The organism is Pseudomonas entomophila L48, assembly GCF_000026105.1.
GTDB lineage: Bacteria > Pseudomonadota > Gammaproteobacteria > Pseudomonadales > Pseudomonadaceae > Aquipseudomonas > Aquipseudomonas entomophila.
This window is the reverse complement of record NC_008027.1, coordinates 5623236-5640665: the sequence shown is the minus strand read 5'-3', so window position 1 is coordinate 5640665 and position 17430 is coordinate 5623236. Positions and strand designations below refer to the sequence as shown.

Annotated in this window: 18 protein-coding genes and 1 other RNA gene; 12 read left to right on the top strand and 7 right to left on the bottom strand. The window is 65.2% G+C overall.

Translation table 11 applies throughout. The features are described from left to right. Positions 1-78 precede the first annotated feature (78 nt). Positions 79-234 carry a hypothetical protein gene (locus PSEEN_RS26895; protein WP_011536298.1) on the top strand — a complete coding sequence of 52 codons (156 nt, stop codon included), beginning with the start codon at positions 79-81 and terminating at the stop codon, positions 232-234. Between the two features lie 19 nt (positions 235-253). Here the strand turns inward: PSEEN_RS26895 and PSEEN_RS24600 are convergent, their stop codons facing one another. From PSEEN_RS24600 to PSEEN_RS24590, 4 genes are all read right to left on the bottom strand, one after another. Then, on the bottom strand, positions 254-862 hold the full coding sequence (locus PSEEN_RS24600) for a 5-formyltetrahydrofolate cyclo-ligase (protein ID WP_011536297.1): 609 nt from the start codon (positions 860-862) through the stop codon (positions 254-256). A 71-nt stretch (positions 863-933) separates the two neighbouring features. Beyond that, a non-coding RNA gene (gene ssrS, locus PSEEN_RS26415) (6S RNA) lies at positions 934-1113 on the bottom strand. A 17-nt stretch (positions 1114-1130) separates the two neighbouring features. Continuing rightward, positions 1131-1448 (bottom strand): cell division protein ZapA, encoded by a 318-nt coding sequence (locus tag PSEEN_RS24595; protein ID WP_011536296.1) that lies wholly within the window; start codon positions 1446-1448, stop codon positions 1131-1133. Then, entirely contained in the window at positions 1445-1654 is a 210-nt protein-coding gene (locus PSEEN_RS24590; RefSeq protein ID WP_011536295.1) for a TIGR02449 family protein, read from the bottom strand. Before PSEEN_RS24590 ends, PSEEN_RS24595 begins: the two co-directional genes overlap by 4 nt. Positions 1655-1800: 146 nt before the next feature. Between PSEEN_RS24590 and PSEEN_RS24585 the strand changes: the two genes are divergently transcribed. The 10 genes from PSEEN_RS24585 (at position 1801) to gcvP (ending at position 14211) form a co-directional block, all read left to right on the top strand. Beyond that, on the top strand, positions 1801-2355 hold the full coding sequence (locus tag PSEEN_RS24585; protein WP_011536294.1) for a YecA/YgfB family protein: 555 nt from the start codon (positions 1801-1803) through the stop codon (positions 2353-2355). Between the two features lie 22 nt (positions 2356-2377). Then, positions 2378-3712, top strand: coding sequence for a Xaa-Pro aminopeptidase (gene pepP, locus PSEEN_RS24580; RefSeq protein ID WP_011536293.1), 1335 nt, complete (start codon positions 2378-2380; stop codon positions 3710-3712). Then, positions 3709-4908, top strand: a complete 1200-nt coding sequence (gene ubiH / locus PSEEN_RS24575; RefSeq protein WP_011536292.1) for a 2-octaprenyl-6-methoxyphenyl hydroxylase — start codon at positions 3709-3711, stop codon at positions 4906-4908. Before pepP ends, ubiH begins: the two co-directional genes overlap by 4 nt. Then, the gene (locus PSEEN_RS24570) at positions 4905-5387 is read left to right on the top strand and encodes a DUF4442 domain-containing protein (RefSeq protein ID WP_011536291.1); all 483 of its coding nucleotides are present in this window, start codon (positions 4905-4907) and stop codon (positions 5385-5387) included. Before ubiH ends, PSEEN_RS24570 begins: the two co-directional genes overlap by 4 nt. A gap of 9 nt (positions 5388-5396) precedes the next feature. Next, positions 5397-6614 (top strand): 2-octaprenyl-3-methyl-6-methoxy-1,4-benzoquinol hydroxylase, encoded by a 1218-nt coding sequence (locus PSEEN_RS24565; protein ID WP_167535670.1) that lies wholly within the window; start codon positions 5397-5399, stop codon positions 6612-6614. Positions 6615-6770: 156 nt separating this feature from the next. After that, on the top strand, positions 6771-7772 hold the full coding sequence (locus tag PSEEN_RS24560; protein WP_011536289.1) for an extracellular solute-binding protein: 1002 nt from the start codon (positions 6771-6773) through the stop codon (positions 7770-7772). 143 nt (positions 7773-7915) lie between these two features. Continuing rightward, entirely contained in the window at positions 7916-9538 is a 1623-nt protein-coding gene (locus PSEEN_RS24555; RefSeq protein WP_011536288.1) for an ABC transporter permease, read from the top strand. Positions 9539-9662: 124 nt separating this feature from the next. Next, positions 9663-10745 (top strand): glycine cleavage system aminomethyltransferase GcvT, encoded by a 1083-nt coding sequence (gene gcvT, locus PSEEN_RS24550; RefSeq protein ID WP_011536287.1) that lies wholly within the window; start codon positions 9663-9665, stop codon positions 10743-10745. 47 nt (positions 10746-10792) lie between these two features. Continuing rightward, the gene (gcvH, locus tag PSEEN_RS24545; RefSeq protein ID WP_011536286.1) at positions 10793-11176 is read left to right on the top strand and encodes a glycine cleavage system protein GcvH; all 384 of its coding nucleotides are present in this window, start codon (positions 10793-10795) and stop codon (positions 11174-11176) included. A gap of 161 nt (positions 11177-11337) precedes the next feature. After that, on the top strand, positions 11338-14211 hold the full coding sequence (gene gcvP, locus PSEEN_RS24540) for an aminomethyl-transferring glycine dehydrogenase (protein ID WP_011536285.1): 2874 nt from the start codon (positions 11338-11340) through the stop codon (positions 14209-14211). Between the two features lie 104 nt (positions 14212-14315). Here the strand turns inward: gcvP and PSEEN_RS24535 are convergent, their stop codons facing one another. From PSEEN_RS24535 to PSEEN_RS24525, 3 genes are all read right to left on the bottom strand, one after another. After that, on the bottom strand, positions 14316-14630 hold the full coding sequence (locus tag PSEEN_RS24535) for a DUF2388 domain-containing protein (RefSeq protein ID WP_011536284.1): 315 nt from the start codon (positions 14628-14630) through the stop codon (positions 14316-14318). Positions 14631-14722: 92 nt separating this feature from the next. Next, positions 14723-16390 carry a GspE/PulE family protein gene (locus PSEEN_RS24530; protein WP_011536283.1) on the bottom strand — a complete coding sequence of 556 codons (1668 nt, stop codon included), beginning with the start codon at positions 16388-16390 and terminating at the stop codon, positions 14723-14725. 98 nt (positions 16391-16488) lie between these two features. Next, entirely contained in the window at positions 16489-16815 is a 327-nt protein-coding gene (locus tag PSEEN_RS24525) for a hypothetical protein (RefSeq protein ID WP_011536282.1), read from the bottom strand. Between the two features lie 126 nt (positions 16816-16941). On the opposite strand from PSEEN_RS24525, the gene PSEEN_RS24520 reads away from it, so the two are divergent. After that, positions 16942-17412, top strand: a complete 471-nt coding sequence (locus tag PSEEN_RS24520) for an Lrp/AsnC family transcriptional regulator (RefSeq protein WP_011536281.1) — start codon at positions 16942-16944, stop codon at positions 17410-17412. Positions 17413-17430 lie beyond the last annotated feature (18 nt).

Genomic DNA, 17430 nt, shown 5'->3' with positions numbered 1-17430 from the left:
CGCCGATTTTAAAGCTAGACGCTCCGGCAGCCATCAAGAAAGCCGCCGAGCATGAACTATTGCCTAGGGGGGCAATCGATGAAACAACGTAAACCGGACCTGCTCTGGATCCTGGCCTTCATCTTCGGCCTGGGTGTGGTCACCACCGGTTACGCCCAGGGTTTGTGGGAGCGCAAGCTGGACGCCGCCTATCAACAGGCCCCGGTCGACCCGGCGCAACAGCAGCACCGCTGATCCCCCTTTTCGCGCCCGTTCACTTCGGCGCCAGGTACCTGCCACGGTCCGAGACCGTCCCGCGCAACGGTACATCCCAGCTCGCCTGGGCCAGCCGCTCCACCTTCTGGCATTCGTGTGCCAGCCCCAGCAGCACTGGTTTTTTCCAGGCCTTGCGCCGCGCTTGGTAGGCCAGGCTGCGGTCGTAGAAGCCGCCGCCCATGCCCAGGCGACCGCCCACTTCATCGAACCCGACCAACGGCAGCAGGACAAGATCCAGCGCCCAGACCGGTCGTTGACGCTTGCGCTCGATCACCGGCTCCGCGATGCGGAAGCGGTTGGGGCGCAGTTTTTCACCCGGCTCGAAGCGCTGGAACACCATACGCGTGCGTGGCCAGGCGTGCAGCACGGGCAGATACACCCGTTTGCCGCGCTTGTGGGCTTCGCGCAGCAGCAGGCGCGGGTCGATCTCGCCGTCGTTGGGCAGGTACAGGGCGATATGCCGGGCGCGACGGAACAGCGGGTCCTGCGCCAACTGGCGGTACAGGCCGATTGCAGCCTGGCGTTGCTGGGATGTTGTCAGTGCGCGGCGGGCGTTGCGCAGCAGGCGGCGCAGTTGGGGGCGGGTGAGCGGCGCGATGTCGGTCATGGCACGGGCGATCCCCGATGAGGCTGGCGGCCAAAACGAAATGCCCGCCAGGAAGGCGGGCAATAGAATTCAGGCTCCCCGACAAGACCGCTATCGGTGTAGCCCTTGAACCCGAAAGTTCAAGGTGGAGATTGCAGGGGGCGTTAAGGCTTTCCGTCGGGCGGACATGCACACCGGCCCCAGCGTGCAACCCCCGTGGTTGTGCGTATCGGCTCAGGGACATAACCGACTGGCGCATCCCCCAGGGAGTGGCGCCAGTATACCAATCTCAATCGTTTTTGCTAACCGGATCGTCGGTGAGTGCCTGGTCGACCCGTTCCAGCAGGTCGCGCACCTGCTCGCGGGTGGTGCCGCCGCTGGCGACTTCCGGGCGTTCCTGGCGGTGCAGCAGCTCGTGGGTGATGTTGAGCGCGGCCATCACGGCGATGCGGTCGGCGCCGATCACCTTGCCGCTGCTGCGGATCTCGCGCATCTTGCCATCGAGATAACGCGCGGCACCGACCAGGTTGTTGCGCTCCTCGGGCGGGCAGATGATCGAGTATTCCTTGTCGAGGATCTGCACGGTGACGCTATTGCTTGAACTCATGAGTCTTGCTCCAGGGCCTTGAGGCGCAGGATCATCGATTCGATCTTGCGTTTGGCGATCTCGTTCTTTTCGATGAGGTGGGCGCGCTCCTCGCGCCAGGATCGTTCCTGAGCTAGTAGGAGTGCATTTTGCCGTTTTAGTTGCTCGACGCGCTCGATCAGCAGCTCGAACCGGCTCATCAGCGCTTGCAGGTCGTTCTCTTGCATGGGTTGCACTCGATTCCTTGACTCACCTGGCGATCATGCCTGCCCCAGGGGCGAGACGGCCAGTGCCGATGGTCTTGGCGCGCCTGCCGGTGCTAGGATACAAGGTCTCCATTCTAGTCATTGCGCCGTCTGGCGCCTAGCTGCCCATGCCCAATACCCAATCGCCCTACATCGCCTTCGCCATGTTGCTTTCGAGCAATGGCCACCCTGTCACTCCCGCCGAGCTGCATGGCCTGCTGATCGGCCGCAGCTGCGCCGGCGCCGGCTTCGATGCCGACGCCTGGCTGGCCGATGCGGCCCAGCTGCTCGAGACCGAGCCTGGTGACACCGTTCGCAACGCCCTGGTCGGCCTGCAAGAGATGGTCAAGGCCGAACTGACCGGCGAGGACGTCGCCATCGTCCTGCTGCTGCCGTCCGATGATGCCGCGCTGGCCGACCGCGCCGCCGCGCTGGGCCAGTGGTGCCAGGGCTTCATTACCGGTTTCGGCTTGAACGCCGGCGGCAAGGACTTGTCCACCGACGCGAAGGAAGTGCTCCAGGACCTGGTGGCCATTTCGCAGGTCCAGGAAGCGCTGGAAGAATCCGAGGACGGCGAAAACGACTACATGGAAGTCATGGAATACCTGCGTGTAGCGCCGCTGCTGCTCTACACGGAGCTGGCGAAACCGGAAGCGCCCGCCACCAAGCCATCGCTGCACTGATCTGAACCGGGGTCGTTTGCCCATGAGCCACATACCCAAGGCGGAGTACGCCCGTCGGCGCAAGGCGCTGATGGCGCAGATGGTCCCCAACAGCATCGCCATCCTGCCGGCCGCCGCGGTTGCCATCCGCAACCGTGACGTCGAGCACGTCTATCGCCAGGACAGCGATTTCCAGTACCTCAGCGGCTTCCCCGAGCCCGAGGCGGTGATCGCGCTGATCCCTGGCCGCGAGCACGGTGAGTACGTGCTGTTCTGCCGCGAGCGCAACCCTGAGCGCGAGCAATGGGACGGCCTGCGTGCCGGCCAGGAAGGCGCGATGCGCGACTTCGGTGCCGACGACGCCTTCCCCATCACCGACATCGACGAGATCCTGCCCGGCCTGATCGAAGGCCGCGAGCGGGTGTACAGCGCCATGGGCAGCAATGCCGAGTTCGACCGGCGGCTGATGGACTGGATCAACGTGATCCGTTCGAAGGCCCGCCTGGGTGCCCAGCCGCCGAACGAGTTCGTTGCCCTGGATCATCTGCTGCACGACATGCGCCTGTATAAATCGGCGGCGGAAGTGAAGGTGATGCGCGAGGCCGCGGCAATCTCCGCCCGCGCCCACGTCCGGGCCATGCAGGCGTGCCGTGCGGGGTTGCACGAATACAGCCTGGAAGCCGAGCTCGACTACGAGTTCCGCAAGGGCGGGGCGAAGATGCCGGCGTACGGCTCGATCGTCGCGGCCGGGCGCAACAGCTGCATCCTGCATTACCAGCAGAACGACGCACCGCTCAAGGACGGTGACCTGGTACTGATCGACGCCGGCTGCGAGATCGACTGCTACGCCAGCGACATCACCCGCACCTTCCCGGTCAGCGGGCGCTTCTCGCCGGAGCAGAAGGCCATCTACGAGCTGGTGCTCAAGGCCCAGGAAGCCGCGTTCGAGGTGATCGCCCCGGGCAAGCACTGGAACCACGCCCACGAGGCGACCGTGCGGGTGATCACCGAAGGGCTGGTGGAACTGGGCCTGCTCAAGGGCGAGGTACAGGCGCTGATCGACAGCGAAGCCCATCGCGCTTTCTACATGCACCGTGCCGGGCACTGGCTGGGCATGGACGTGCACGACGTGGGCGAATACAAGGTCGGTGGCCAGTGGCGGGTGCTTGAACCGGGCATGGCGCTGACCGTCGAACCCGGCATCTACATTGCCGCCGACAACCAGAACGTCGCGAAAAAATGGCGCGGCATCGGCGTAAGGATCGAGGACGACGTGGTAGTCACCAGGCAAGGTTGTGAAATCCTTACTTCAGGCGTACCCAAGACTGTCCCGGAGATCGAGGCGTTGATGCTCGGTGCCCGCGAGGACGCCGCATGAACCGGGTCAATCTGGCGATCATCGGTGGCGGCCTGGTCGGCGCCAGCCTGGCGTTGACCCTGCAGGCCGCGGCCAAGGCGCGTGGCTGGAAGATCCTGCTGATCGAGCCGTTCGCCCCGGGCGACAGCTTCCAGCCCAGCTACGACGCGCGTTCTTCGGCGCTGTCCTACGGCACCCGGCAGATCTATGAGCAACTGGGGCTGTGGCAGGCCATCAGCCGTCGTGCCGAACCGATCCTGCAGATCCAGGTCTCCGACCGTGGCCGCTTTGGTGCCACGCGCCTGGATGCCGGCGAGGAGGGCGTGCCGGCGCTCGGCTATGTGGTGGAGAACGCCTGGCTCGGGCAGTGCCTGTGGCAGGCCATCGACAGCGAGGTGGTCAGTTGGCGTTGCCCGGCCGAAGTGAAGGCCATGCAGGCAATCGCCGGTGGCTATCGGCTGCAACTGGACGACGACACCTCGCTTGAGTGCGACCTGGCGGTGCTGGCCGATGGTGGGCGCTCGGGCCTGCGCGAGCAGTTGGGCATTCATGTGCGGCGCACGCCCTATGACCAGAGCGCGCTGATCGCCAACATCACTCCGGGCGAGGCCCATGGCGGCCAAGCCTTCGAACGCTTCACCGAGCAGGGTCCGATGGCGCTGTTGCCATTGTCCGAGAACCGTTGCGCGCTGGTCTGGACGCGCCAGGGGATGGACGCCAGGCGCCTGGCCGAACTCGATGAGCGCAGTTTCCTGCGCGAGCTGCAGGACGCCTTCGGCTATCGCCTGGGCGCGCTGCGCCAGGTGGGCGCCCGCCATCTGTATCCGCTGGCGCTGGTCGAGGCCGAGGAGCAGGTGCGCCCGCACCTGGTGGTGCTGGGCAACGCCGCCCACAGCCTGCACCCGATTGCCGGCCAGGGTTTCAATCTGTCGCTGCGCGATGTGCAGGCGCTGGCCGATGCATTGTTGGCCGGCCCGCAGCAACCTGGCGACCTGGCCACGCTGCAGGTCTACCAGAAGCGCCAGCGCCTCGACCAGGCGATGACCATCGGCTTCTCCGACCAGGTCACTCGCCTGTTCGGCAGCAACCAGCCTTTGATGGCGGCTGGGCGCAATATCGGCCTGCTCGGCCTCGACTTGCTGCCCCCCGCGAAAAGCTGGTTCGCCCGCCAGGCCATGGGCCTGGGGACACGCCCCGACCCGCGAGGCCAGGCATGAGCGACTCCCGCAAGCTCGCCCGCCGGGCCCGCATGCTGCGTTGGCTGCTGAACCTCTACCCGCCTTACCTCGGTGCCGGCATCCACATCCAGGAAATCAGCCCGGACATGCGCCGCGTCAAGGTGCGCATGAAGCTGACGCGGTGGAATCGCAACTACGTCGGCACCCAGTTCGGCGGCAGCCTGTATTCGATGGTCGACCCGTTCTACATGCTGCTGCTGATCGAGCAGCTGGGGCGCGAGTACATCGTCTGGGACAAGGCCGCCAGCATCGATTTCATCTCGCCGGGCAAGGGCCCGGTGTATGCCGAACTGCACGTCGATGACGCGCTGCTGGACGACATCCGCCAGCAGACCGCCAGCGGCAAGAAATACCTGCCCCGGTTGCAGGTGGAGATCCGCGATGGCGTCGGCGAGCTGGTGGCGCGGGTCGACAAAACCCTATATGTGCGGCTCAAGCCGCAAGCGAGGCAGGCGTAAGGCATGGAAATGCGCGCGGATCTGTTGATTGTCGGTGCCGGTATGGTCGGCAGCGCACTGGCCCTGGCCTTGCGCCACAGCGGCCTGGAAGTCCTTCTGCTCGACGGCGGCCCGCTGTCGGTCAAGCCCTTCGACAGCGACGCGGCGTTCGAGCCGCGGGTCAGCGCGTTGTCGGCGGCCAGCCAGCGCATTCTCGAGCGTGTGGGGGCCTGGGAGGGCATCGCTCGGCGGCGCGTATCGCCGTATTCGCACATGCGCGTCTGGGATGGCAGCGGTACTGGCGAGATTCACTTCTCGGCGGCCAGCGTGCATGCCCAGGTGCTGGGCCATATCGTCGAGAACCGCGTGGTCCAGGACGGCCTGCTGGAGCGCCTGCACGACAGTGATGTCGGCCTGCTGCCCAACGCTCGTCTTGAGCAGTTGCGCCGTTCCGGCGACGAATGGCTGCTGACCTTGGCCGATGGCCGCCAGTTGCGCTCGCCGCTGGTGATCGCCGCCGACGGTGCCAACTCGGCGGTGCGGCGCCTGGCGGGTTGCGAGACCCGTGAGTGGGATTACCTGCACCACGCCATCGTCACCAGCGTGCGCTGCAGCGAGGCTCACCGGGCCACGGCCTGGCAGCGTTTCACCGACGAGGGGCCGCTGGCCTTCCTGCCGCTCGATCGTGACGGCCGGCAGGACTGGTGCTCGATCGTCTGGTCGACCACGCCGGAGCAGGCCGAGCAGGCCATGGCGATGGATGACGAGGCGTTCTGCAAGGCGCTGGAACGGGCCTTCGAGGGCCGCCTGGGCGAGGTGTTGCAGGCCGACCCGCGGGTCTGCGTGCCGCTGCGTCAGCGTCACGCCAAGCGCTACGTGGAGGAAGGGTTGGCGCTGATCGGCGACGCGGCCCATACCATCCACCCGCTGGCGGGGCAGGGGGTCAACCTGGGCTTCCTCGATGCCGCGGTGCTGGCCGAGGAGCTGGTGCGGGCCTGCGAGCGCGGCGAGCGCCTGGCCGATGTGAAGGTGCTGAGCCGTTTCGAGCGCCGTCGGATGCCGCACAACCTGGCATTGATGGCGGCGATGGAAGGTTTCGAGCGGTTGTTCCAGGCCAATCCGCTGCCGCTGCGCTGGTTGCGTAACAGCGGGTTGAAGCTGGTGGAGCAGATGCCCGAGGCCAAGGCGTTGTTCGTGCGCCAGGCGCTGGGGTTGTCCGGGGATCTGCCGGAACTGGCGCGGGCGTGAAGGTTCGCCGGCAAGCCGGCTCCTACAGTGATCTGCGTAGGAGCCGGCTTGCCGGCGAACGGGCACTTTGCAACATCCGGTAACGGCTCGACAGATGAGCCACAAAATGGGAACCACTACCATTTGCACCTCTCAACTCAGCGAGGAGTGCTCCGAATGTTATCCCGCAAGCCCCTACTGGCCGCCCTGGCCCTCACGTTGTTCGGTGGCACCGCCCAGGCAGCGGATGAAGTGGTGGTGTACTCCTCGCGCATCGACGAACTGATCAAGCCGGTATTCGACGCCTACACCGCCAAGACCGGGGTGAAGATCAAGTTCATCACCGACAAGGAAGCCCCGCTGATGCAGCGCATCAAGGCCGAGGGCGAGAACGGCGTGGCCGACCTGCTGCTCACCGTCGATGCCGGCAACCTCTGGCAGGCCGAGCAGATGGGCATCCTGCAGCCGATCAAGTCGGACATCATCGACAAGAACATTCCTGCACAGTACCGCGCCTCGTCCCACGACTGGACCGGCCTGAGCTTGCGCGCGCGGACCATCGCCTACTCCACCGAGCGGGTCAAACCGTCCGAGTTGAGCACCTACGAAGCCTTGGCCGACAAGAACTGGGAAGGCCGCCTGTGCCTGCGCACGGCGAAGAAGGTCTACAACCAGTCGCTGACCGCCACCCTGATCGAGAACCACGGTGAGGCCGCGACCGAGAAGCTGGTCAAGGACTGGGTCAACAACCTGTCCACCGATGTGTTCTCCGACGACACCGCCTTGCTCCAGGCCATCGCCGCCGGCCAGTGCGACGTGGGTATCGTCAACACCTACTACTACGGCCGCCTGCACAAGGAGAAGCCGAACCTGCCGGTGAAGCTGTTCTGGCCCAACCAGGGCGACCGTGGCGTGCACGTCAACCTGTCGGGTATTGGCCTGACCAAACATGCGCCACACCCGGAAGCGGCGAAGAAGCTGGTCGAGTGGATGACAGGTGAAGAGGCACAGAAGCTGTTTGCCGACATCAACCAGGAATTCCCGGCCAACCCGAAGGTGAAACCGTCGGAAGAGGTAGCAGCATGGGGTAGCTTCAAGGCCGACAGCATTCCGGTCGAGGTCGCCGGCAAGCGCCAGGCCGAGGCGATTCGCTTGATGGACCGGGCTGGCTGGAACTGAGTTTCACGGCTTATCCTTGCGGGGCCCTCAGGGGCCCCTTCGCGGCTGAAGCCGCTCCTACAGGATTGTACGGTCCCCTGTAGGAGCGGCTTCAGCCGCGAACGACCGCGCAGCGGTCGCCACCTGCAATCGAGACTCCTGCATTGCCCCATACCCTCCAACGCCGCTGGTACCTCCCGGTCTTCCTCACTGCCGCCCTGGTCCTGCTGCCGCTGAGCGTCCTGCTGATCTCATGGCAGTCGATCGACACGCAGATCTGGTCGCACCTGCTCGACACCCAGATGGGCCGCCTGCTGGGCAACACCCTCACCCTGGTGGTCGGCGTTGGTGTCGGCGTGACGGTGCTGGGGGTGAGCCTGGCCTGGCTCACCAGCCTTTGTGAATTCCCGGGCCGGCGTTGGCTCGACTGGGCGTTGATGCTCCCATTCGCCATCCCAGCCTATGTGCTGGCATTCGTCTTCGTCGGCCTGCTGGATTTCGCCGGCCCCGTGCAGACGGCGCTGCGCGAAGTGTTCGGGCCCATGCGCCTGCCGCGGGTGCGTTCCACCGGTGGGGTGATCACGGTGCTGGTGCTGGTGTTCTACCCCTACGTTTACCTGCTGGCGCGCACCGCGTTCCTGGCCCAGGGCAAGGGCCTGATGGAAGCGGCGCGGGTGCTTGGGCTGTCCCCCCTGCAAGCGTTCTGGCGCGTCGCCCTGCCCATGGCGCGCCCAGCTATCGGTGCGGGTATCGCCCTGGCGCTGATGGAAACCTTGGCCGATTTCGGCGCGGTGTCGGTGTTCAATTTCGACACCTTCACCACGGCGATCTACAAGACCTGGTACGGCTTCTTCAGCCTGTCCAGCGCGGCGCAGCTGGCGAGCTTGCTGTTGCTGGCGGTCATCCTGGTGTTGTACGGCGAGCGCCGCGCCCGCGGTGCCAGCCGCAGTGGCAATGAACGGCCACGGGGGCAGGCGCTGTATCACCTGCGCGGCGTCAAGGCGTTCGCCGCCAGCGCCTGGTGCCTGCTGGTGTTCGCCTGCGCCTTCGTCATCCCACTGCTGCAACTGCTGGCGTGGTTCTGGCAGCGAGGTCGGCACGACCTGGACGAACGCTATTTCGGGCTGGTCGTGCACACCCTGTATCTGGGGGGCATGGCCGCGTTGATCACGGTCAGCGTGGCGATGCTGCTGGCCTTCGCCCGTCGCCAGGCGCCCACCACGGGGATCCGTGCCGGGGTCGGGCTGGCCAACCTGGGCTATGCGTTGCCAGGCTCGGTGCTGGCCGTGTCGATCATGCTGGCGTTCAGCTACCTGGACAACCAGTTGGTGATACCGTTGTCGCAGTGGCTGGGCGGGGCGGGCAAGCCGCTGTTGCTGGGCAGCCTGTCGGCGCTTCTGTTGGCCTACCTGGTGCGCTTCATCGCCGTTGCCTACGGGCCGCTGGAAAGCAGCCTGGAGCGCATCCGGCCCTCCTTGCCGGAGGCATCGCGCAGCCTCGGCGTTGGCGGGCCAGGATTGTTTTTCAAGGTGTATCTGCCGTTGCTGGTGCCCGGAGCCCTGAGCGCCGCGTTGCTGGTGTTCGTCGATGTGCTCAAGGAAATGCCAGCCACCTTGCTGATGCGCCCGTTCGGCTGGGACACCCTGGCCGTGCGCGTGTTCGAGATGACCAGCGAGGGTGAATGGGCGCGGGCTTCGCTGCCGGCGCTGACCCTGGTGCTGGTCGGTTTGCTGCCGGTGATCGGCCTGATCCGTCGCTCGGCCCATCGTCCGGGGCATCGGCGATAAGGGTGCCAGGGCGCTTCCTTGCGGCTACAATGCGCGGCATTCGCAGCGGCGGATCCTACAAGAACAGGCAGTCGATAAACATTGCCGCCCGCCGCCGCCTCGCCACGCCCGGAAGGAGAAACCCATGGGACAGCGTACGCCTCTGTATGACCTGCACCTGGCGCTTGGCGCCAAGACGGTCGACTTCGGCGGTTGGGACATGCCCCTGCACTACGGCTCGCAGGTCGAGGAGCACCATCAGGTGCGCAGTGACTGCGGGGTTTTCGATGTCTCGCACATGACCGTCATCGATATCGAAGGCTGTGCCGCCACGCCCTGGCTGCAGCACCTGCTCGCCAATGACGTGACGCGTCTGGAAAGCCCCGGCAAGGCGCTTTACAGCCCTTTGCTCAATCATGAAGGCGGGGTCATCGACGACCTGATCGCCTACCGCACCGAAGCGGGTTATCGCCTGGTGGCCAACGCCGCCACCCGCGACAAGGTGCTGAACTGGCTGCACGCGCAGAGCGCTGGCTTCAAGGTCAGTTTCACCGCCCGCCCGGAGCTGGCAATCCTCGCGATTCAAGGCCCGCAAGCCCGTGAAAAGGTTGCCGCCCTGGTCAGCGCGCCACGTGCCGCACTCATCCGCGAACTGCGCCCGTTCGAGGGCTTCGCCGAAGGTGACTGGTTCATCGCCCGCACGGGCTACACCGGCGAGGACGGCCTCGAGATCATCCTCCCCGGCGAACAGGCCCCGGCCTTCTTCAACGACCTGGTCGGTGCGGGCATCGCCCCCAGTGGCCTGGGTGCCCGTGACACGCTGCGCCTGGAAGCCGGCATGAACCTGTATGGCCAGGACATCGACGAGTCGCACACCCCGCTGACTTCCAATCTCGGCTGGAGCGTCGCCTGGGAGCCGGCTGGCCGCGAGTTCGTCGGCCGCGGCGGCCTGCTGGCGGAAATCGAGCAGGGCGTGAAGGAAAAACTGGTCGGCCTGGTGCTCGAGGAGCGCGGTGTGTTGCGCGCCCATCAGGTGGTCCGTGTATCCGGCATTGGCGAAGGGGAGATCACCAGTGGTAGTTTCTCGCCTACGCTGAGCAAATCCATTGCCCTGGCGCGCGTGCCCATGGCCACCGGTGATCGCGCCGAGGTGGAGATTCGCGGCAAGTGGTACCCGGTGCGGGTGGTCAAGCCGACCTTCGTGCGCCACGGCAAGATCCTGATCTGAACACTTAACGGCGGGCCGTCCGCTGACCCAATCGAGGAAGACAAGACATGAGCAATATCCCCGCCGACCTGCGTTTTGCCGAAAGCCATGAATGGGCGCGCCTGGAAGCCGATGGCACCGTGACCGTGGGCATCAGCGACCATGCCCAGCAAGCCCTGGGTGACGTGGTGTTCGTTGAACTGGCCGAAGTCGGCAAGGTGTTCGCGGCTGGCGACGCCGCAGGCGTGGTCGAGTCGGTCAAGGCCGCTTCGGATATCTACGCGCCGGTGGGCGGCGAAGTGATCGCGGTCAACGACGAGCTGGCCGACAGCCCGGAGCTGCTCAATGAAGAACCTTACGGTGCGTGGATCTTCAAGCTGAAGCCGAGCGACAAGTCCGAGTTGGACAAGCTGCTGGATGCTGCTGGCTATAAGGCTTTGATCGGCGAGTGATCGTGGTTCGCCAGCAAGGCTGGCTCCTACAAGGGATGCGCACGTTCATGTAGGAGCCAGCTTGCTGGCGAACAGGCTTCACAAGTTTTCCCGCAACATCCCCGATCCCTTCCTAGACTTGTAAGTCTCCAAGAGAACTGGTCCAGGAAGAGATCGTCGCCATGTCCCAGTCGCCATCCCTGAGTCAACTGCAAGAGCCCAACCCTTTCCTGCGTCGCCACCTGGGCCCCGACGGCCCGGAGCAGCAGGCCATGCTCGAGGCACTGGGTGTCGCCAGCCGCGATGCGCTGATCGAACAGACCGTGCCGCCCGGCATTCGCCTCAACCGCCCCCTCGACTTGCCGCCAGCCCTCGACGAACAGGCCGCGCTCGACAAGCTCGCCGGCTACGCCGCGCAGAACCAGCTGTGGACCAGCCTGATCGGCATGGGCTATCACGCCACCGTCACCCCCACGGTCATCCTGCGCAACGTGCTGGAGAACCCAGGCTGGTACACCGCCTACACACCCTACCAGCCAGAGATTGCCCAAGGGCGCCTTGAGGCGTTGCTGAATTTCCAGCAGATGGTCATAGACCTGACCGGGCTGGCGCTGGCCAATGCCTCGCTGCTCGACGAGGCCACCGCCGCGGCCGAAGCCATGGCCCTGGCCAAACGGGTGGCGCGCAGCAAGAGCAACGCCTTCTTCGCCGACGAGCACTGCCATCCGCAGACGCTGTCGGTACTCAAGACTCGCGCCGAGGGTTTCGGCTTCGAACTGATCGTCGATTCTGTGGATAACCTAGCCAGGCACAAGGTATTCGGGGCCTTGCTGCAGTACCCGGACACCCACGGCGAAGTGCGCGACTTGCGTCCCCTCATCGACCAGTTGCACGGCCAGCAGGCGCTGGCCTGCATGGCCGCCGACATCCTCAGCCTGGTGGTGCTCACCCCGCCGGGCGAGCTGGGGGCGGACGTGGTGCTCGGTTCGACCCAGCGCTTCGGCGTGCCCATGGGCTATGGCGGGCCTCATGCGGCCTATTTCGCCTGCCGTGACGACTTCAAGCGGGCCATGCCCGGGCGCATCATCGGTGTGTCCCGCGATGCCCGTGGCAACACCGCGCTGCGCATGGCCCTGCAGACCCGCGAGCAACATATTCGCCGCGAGAAGGCCAACTCGAATATCTGCACGGCGCAGGTGCTGCTTGCCAACATTGCCGGCTTCTACGCCGTCTATCATGGCCCCGAGGGCCTGCAACGCATCGCCCAGCGCGTGCACCGGCTGACCTTCATCCTTGCCGCCGGGCTGGAGGCCAAGGGCATCAAGCGCCTCAACCAGCATTTCTTTGACACCCTGACGCTGGATGTCGGCGGCACCCAGGCAGCAATCATCACCAGCGCCGAGGAGGCGCGTATCAACCTGCGCATCCTCGGGCGCGGGCACCTGGGTGTCAGCCTGGACGAAACTTGCAACGAAGCGACGGTGTACAAGCTGTTCGACATCTTCCTTGGTGTCGACCACGGGCTGGATATCACCGAGCTTGATCAGAAAGCGCTGCCCGAAGGCATCCCCGGTGCCCTGGTACGACGCACGCCGATCCTGCAGCACCCGGTGTTCAACCTGCACCACAGCGAAACCGAGATGCTGCGTTATCTCAAGCAGCTCGAGAACAAGGACCTGGCGCTGAACCAGTCGATGATCCCCCTGGGTTCCTGCACCATGAAGCTCAACGCCACCAGCGAGATGATCCCCATCACCTGGCCTGCATTCTCGCAACCACACCCGTTTGCCCCGCTCACCCAGATGCAGGGCTATAAAGCGATGATCGACGAGCTGGAACGCTGGTTGTGCGCGATCACCGGTTTCGACGCCATCTGCATGCAGCCCAACTCCGGCGCCCAGGGCGAATATGCGGGGTTGATGGCCATCACCCGTTATCACCGCAGCCGCCACCAGGCCAGGCGCACCCTGTGCCTGATCCCGTCGTCGGCCCATGGCACCAACCCGGCGTCGGCCCAGATGGCGGGGATGGAAGTGGTGATCGTCGAATGCGACGAGCAGGGCAACATCGACTTCGACGACCTCAAGGCCAAGGCGCAGGCGGCCGGTGATCGGTTGTCATGCCTGATGGTCACTTACCCATCGACCCATGGCGTATACGAGGAGGGCATCCGCGAAATCTGCGAGGTGGTGCACCAGCACGGTGGCCAGGTGTACATGGATGGCGCCAACCTCAACGCCCAGGTTGGCCTGACGCGGCCCGCCGACATTGGTGCCGACGTGTCGCACATGAACCTGCACAAGACCTTCTGCATCCCCCATGGCGGTGGCGGCCCGGGCATGGGCCCGATCGGCATCCGTGCCCACCTCAAGCCGTTCGTCGCCAGCCACCCGGTGGTGCCGGTGCCCGGCCTGGATCCGAACATGACGGCGGTCAGCGCCGCGCCCTGGGGCAGCGCCAGCATCTTGCCGATCAGCTGGATGTACATCGCGATGATGGGCCCGCAACTGGCCGATGCCAGCGAGGTGGCGATCCTGTCGGCCAACTACCTGGCCAGCCAGCTGCGCGATGCCTTCCCGGTGCTCTACCGTGGGCGCAACGAGCGTGTGGCCCACGAGTGCATCCTTGACCTGCGCCCGCTCAAGGCGTTGACCGGTATCAGCGAGGAAGATGTGGCCAAGCGCCTGATGGACTATGGCTTCCATGCGCCGACCATGTCGTTCCCGGTGCCAGGCACACTGATGGTCGAACCCACCGAGAGCGAGTCGAAGGCCGAGCTGGACCGGTTCGTCGAGGCGATGCTGGCAATTCGTGCCGAAATCGGTGAGGTGCAGGAAGGGAACTGGCCTGCCGAGGACAATCCGCTCAAGCATGCCCCGCATACCCTGGCCGATGTGCTGGCGCCGTGGGATCGGCCCTACAGCATCGAGCAGGGGGTGGCGCCCAGCGCTCACGCGCGCCAGCACAAGTACTGGCCGGCGGTGAACCGGGTCGACAACGTGTACGGGGACAGGAATCTGTTCTGTGCGTGTGTGCCGGTGGAGGCGTATCGCTGAAATGGTGTGTAGGAGCGGCTTCAGCCGCGATGCGGATATCGCGGTGCATGGCACCCGCTTTGCGGGTGATCGCGGCTGAAGCCGCTCCTACAGGGCGAGGGGGGTTACTCGGCGACGGCGTTCTTGGCCAGGATTGCGTTGGCCAGCTCCATGTCGCTGGCCTGGACGCCAGGGTTGTCCGCGCGCACCTGGCGCATTGCGGCTTCCAGGTACGGCCCGCGGATCGCGCCCTCGCTGGCGACAAAGCTGCCGGCGTCGTCCTGGGCGGCGACGATCAGCTTGTGATCCTTGAACGTCAGGTAGGTCGAGGCGGTGGTGGCGCCGGAGGAAATCACGTTACGCCAGAACGTATCGGCCATGGCGGAGCCAATAGGCAGCGAGAACAGGACGGTGGCTGCGATGGCTGTTTTGAAACGCATGTTGAATCACCTCGGTGGATGAGGGCGGTTGAGATGCCGGTTTGATCCACTGATCCTGCGGCAAGTTCCCGGCCACGCAGGGGAATTCTTGGTTATCCACAGACACGCAGTACCTCTTCCTGGCTGGTCAGGCCGCGCTCGATCTTGTCCTGTGCACAGCGTCGCAGGTCGCGCATGCCGTCGGCCAGGGCTTGCTGGTGCAGCGCGGCAATGTCGGTGGACGGCGTGATCCATTCGCGCAGGCGTGGGCTGACAGGCAGCAACTCGAACAGCCCGGTGCGGCCGTGGTAGCCCGTGCCACGGCACTGCTGGCAGGCCTGTGTGCCGTGGCATGCCGGGCAAAGGGTGCGAACCAGGCGCTGGGCCAGGACGCCGCTCAAGGTGGCCTTGATCAGGTAGTCGGCGACGCCCAGTTCCTGCAGGCGGGTGATTGCTCCGCAGGCATCGTTGGTGTGCAGCGTCGACAGCACCAGGTGGCCGGTCAATGCGGCCTGTACGGCCACTTGGGCGGTCTCCGGGTCGCGGATCTCGCCGATCATGATGATGTCCGGGTCCTGGCGCAGCAGGGCACGCACGCCATTGGCGAAGCCCAGGTCGAGCGCAGGCTGGACCTGCAGCTGGTTGATCGCCGGCTCCAGGCGTTCGATGGGGTCTTCGATGCTGCACAGGTTTACCTGGGGAGTGGCCAGATGCCTGAGGCTGGCGTAGAGGGTACTGGTCTTGCCTGACCCGGTGGGGCCGGTCACCAGGAGGATACCCCGGCGTTGACGCAGCAGCGCTTGCCATTGCTCCAGCATCGGGCCGTCCAGACCCAGACTTTCGAGGTTGTCGTGCAGCTGCTGTGGATCGAACAGGCGCAGCACCAGCTTTTCACCGAACGGCGTCGGTAGCGTGGAAAGGCGAAGCTCGGTCTCAGTGCCGCCTGGCAAGCGGCTCTTCAGGCGGCCATCCTGCGGGCGGCGCTTTTCCGCGACGTTCATCCGCCCAAGGTGCTTGAGGCGGCTGACCATGGCCAAGGTGACGTTGGCCGGGAAGCTGTAGACCTGGTGCAGCAGGCCATCGATGCGCAGGCGCAGGTGGCCTTGTTCCCTGCGGGGCTCCAGGTGGATATCGCTGGCCCGTTGTTCGATGGCGTACTGCAGCATCCAGTCGACGATATGCACGATATGGGCATCATCGGCACTGGCCTGTGGCTGGTTGACGCCCACTTCGAGCAGCTGCTCCAGCTCATCCAGGCCCGGCGGGGGCTGGGCGCCAGCACCGCGCACGGAGCGGGCCAGGCCGAAGAACGTCGGGCTCAGTTGGTGGATCTGCCTGGGGCTGGCCAGCACGCGGCATACCGTCTTGCCCAGGCTGAGCGCGAGCTCGGCCTCCCATTCACGCAGGTAGGGCTGGGCAGTGGCCACCGTGATGGCGCCAGCGTCCACCGCGATGGGCAGTATGCCGTGACGCTGGGCGAAACCGGCGGACATCAGGCTAGTCATCCGGGCCAGGTCGACCTGCAGGGGATCGATGTGCAGGAACGGCAGGCCAACCTGGTCTGCCAGCCAGCGGCACAGTGTGTTCAGGTCCAGCCGCTGGCCGGGGTGCAGCGGGTCGGCCAGGTCGAGCGCGGCGATCAGCTCCAGGGGATGTTCGGTGGGGCACGCCTTGGCGCGTTCGAGCACCTCCAGCGCGTCGCCGGCAGTGAGCCGGTGTTCGGCCAGCAGCGCGTCGAGCAGGCGATTGAGATCGAGGTCTTGGGTAGCGTTGGCGAACATGGTGGCGTCCCTGCCGGGCGAACGGTGGCCTGGGCAAGGCTAGTCGCGGGTGATCAAGACTGCGCCGGCAAAGGGTTTCGGAATCTTGCGTGGGTCATTCAGCGCGCGACGACCTCGGCCAGCGCTGGCAGGTTTTCCAGGCTGACTTCGCTGACGCAAACCAGGTTGCGCAGCTTTTGCGCGATCACTTCGGCACGGTGCCAGCTCAGGCCGCCGATGCCGATCTGCATGTCCAGCAGGTCGTCGCATTGGCTGACCTGCACGCTGTGCGGGGTGAGGAACTGCAGGGCGAACAGGTTGAGCACGCGGCACAGGCTGTCTGGCTCGGCTTCAGCCTGCAAGTGGTAGCGCACGGTGCAGTGGGCGGCGTTGGCGGCCCAGGCGTCGGCGCGAGAGGGGGTGAGGGGGCGTTCGAGTGCGTTCATGCCGGGTCTCCGCGAAAGTGGGGAAATTCTTGCACGGGGGGCGGGGCATTTTTTCGCTATGATTTATTCGATTTACCGCCCGGTCGAATAATTCAATTTCATATTTAGCTAAATCAGGAATCAACTATGCAAAGCGAGTTGGACGCCTATGATCGACGCATCCTCGAATTGCTGCAGGAGGATGCTTCGCTATCCAGTGCGCAGATTGCCGAGCGCGTCGGGTTGTCGCAATCGCCTTGCTGGCGGCGTATCCAGCGCTTGAAGGAAGAGGGCGTGATCCGAGGTCAGGTGACCCTGCTGGACCGCAAGAAGGTAGGGTTGAACACACAGATCTTCGCCGAGGTGAAGCTCAATGCCCATGGCCGCTCGAATTTCGCCGAGTTCACCGAAGCGATCCGTGGGTTTCCTGAAGTGCTGGAGTGCTACGTACTGATGGGGGCGGTGGACTTTCTGCTACGGATCGTCACGTCGGATATCGAGGCGTACGAACGGTTCTTCTTCGAGAAGTTGTCGAATGTGCCGGGGATCCAGGAGGTGAATTCGATCGTGGCGCTGTCGGAGATCAAGAGCACCACCAGCCTGCCGCTGGGGCGTTGAGGAGCGGTTCGCCGGCAA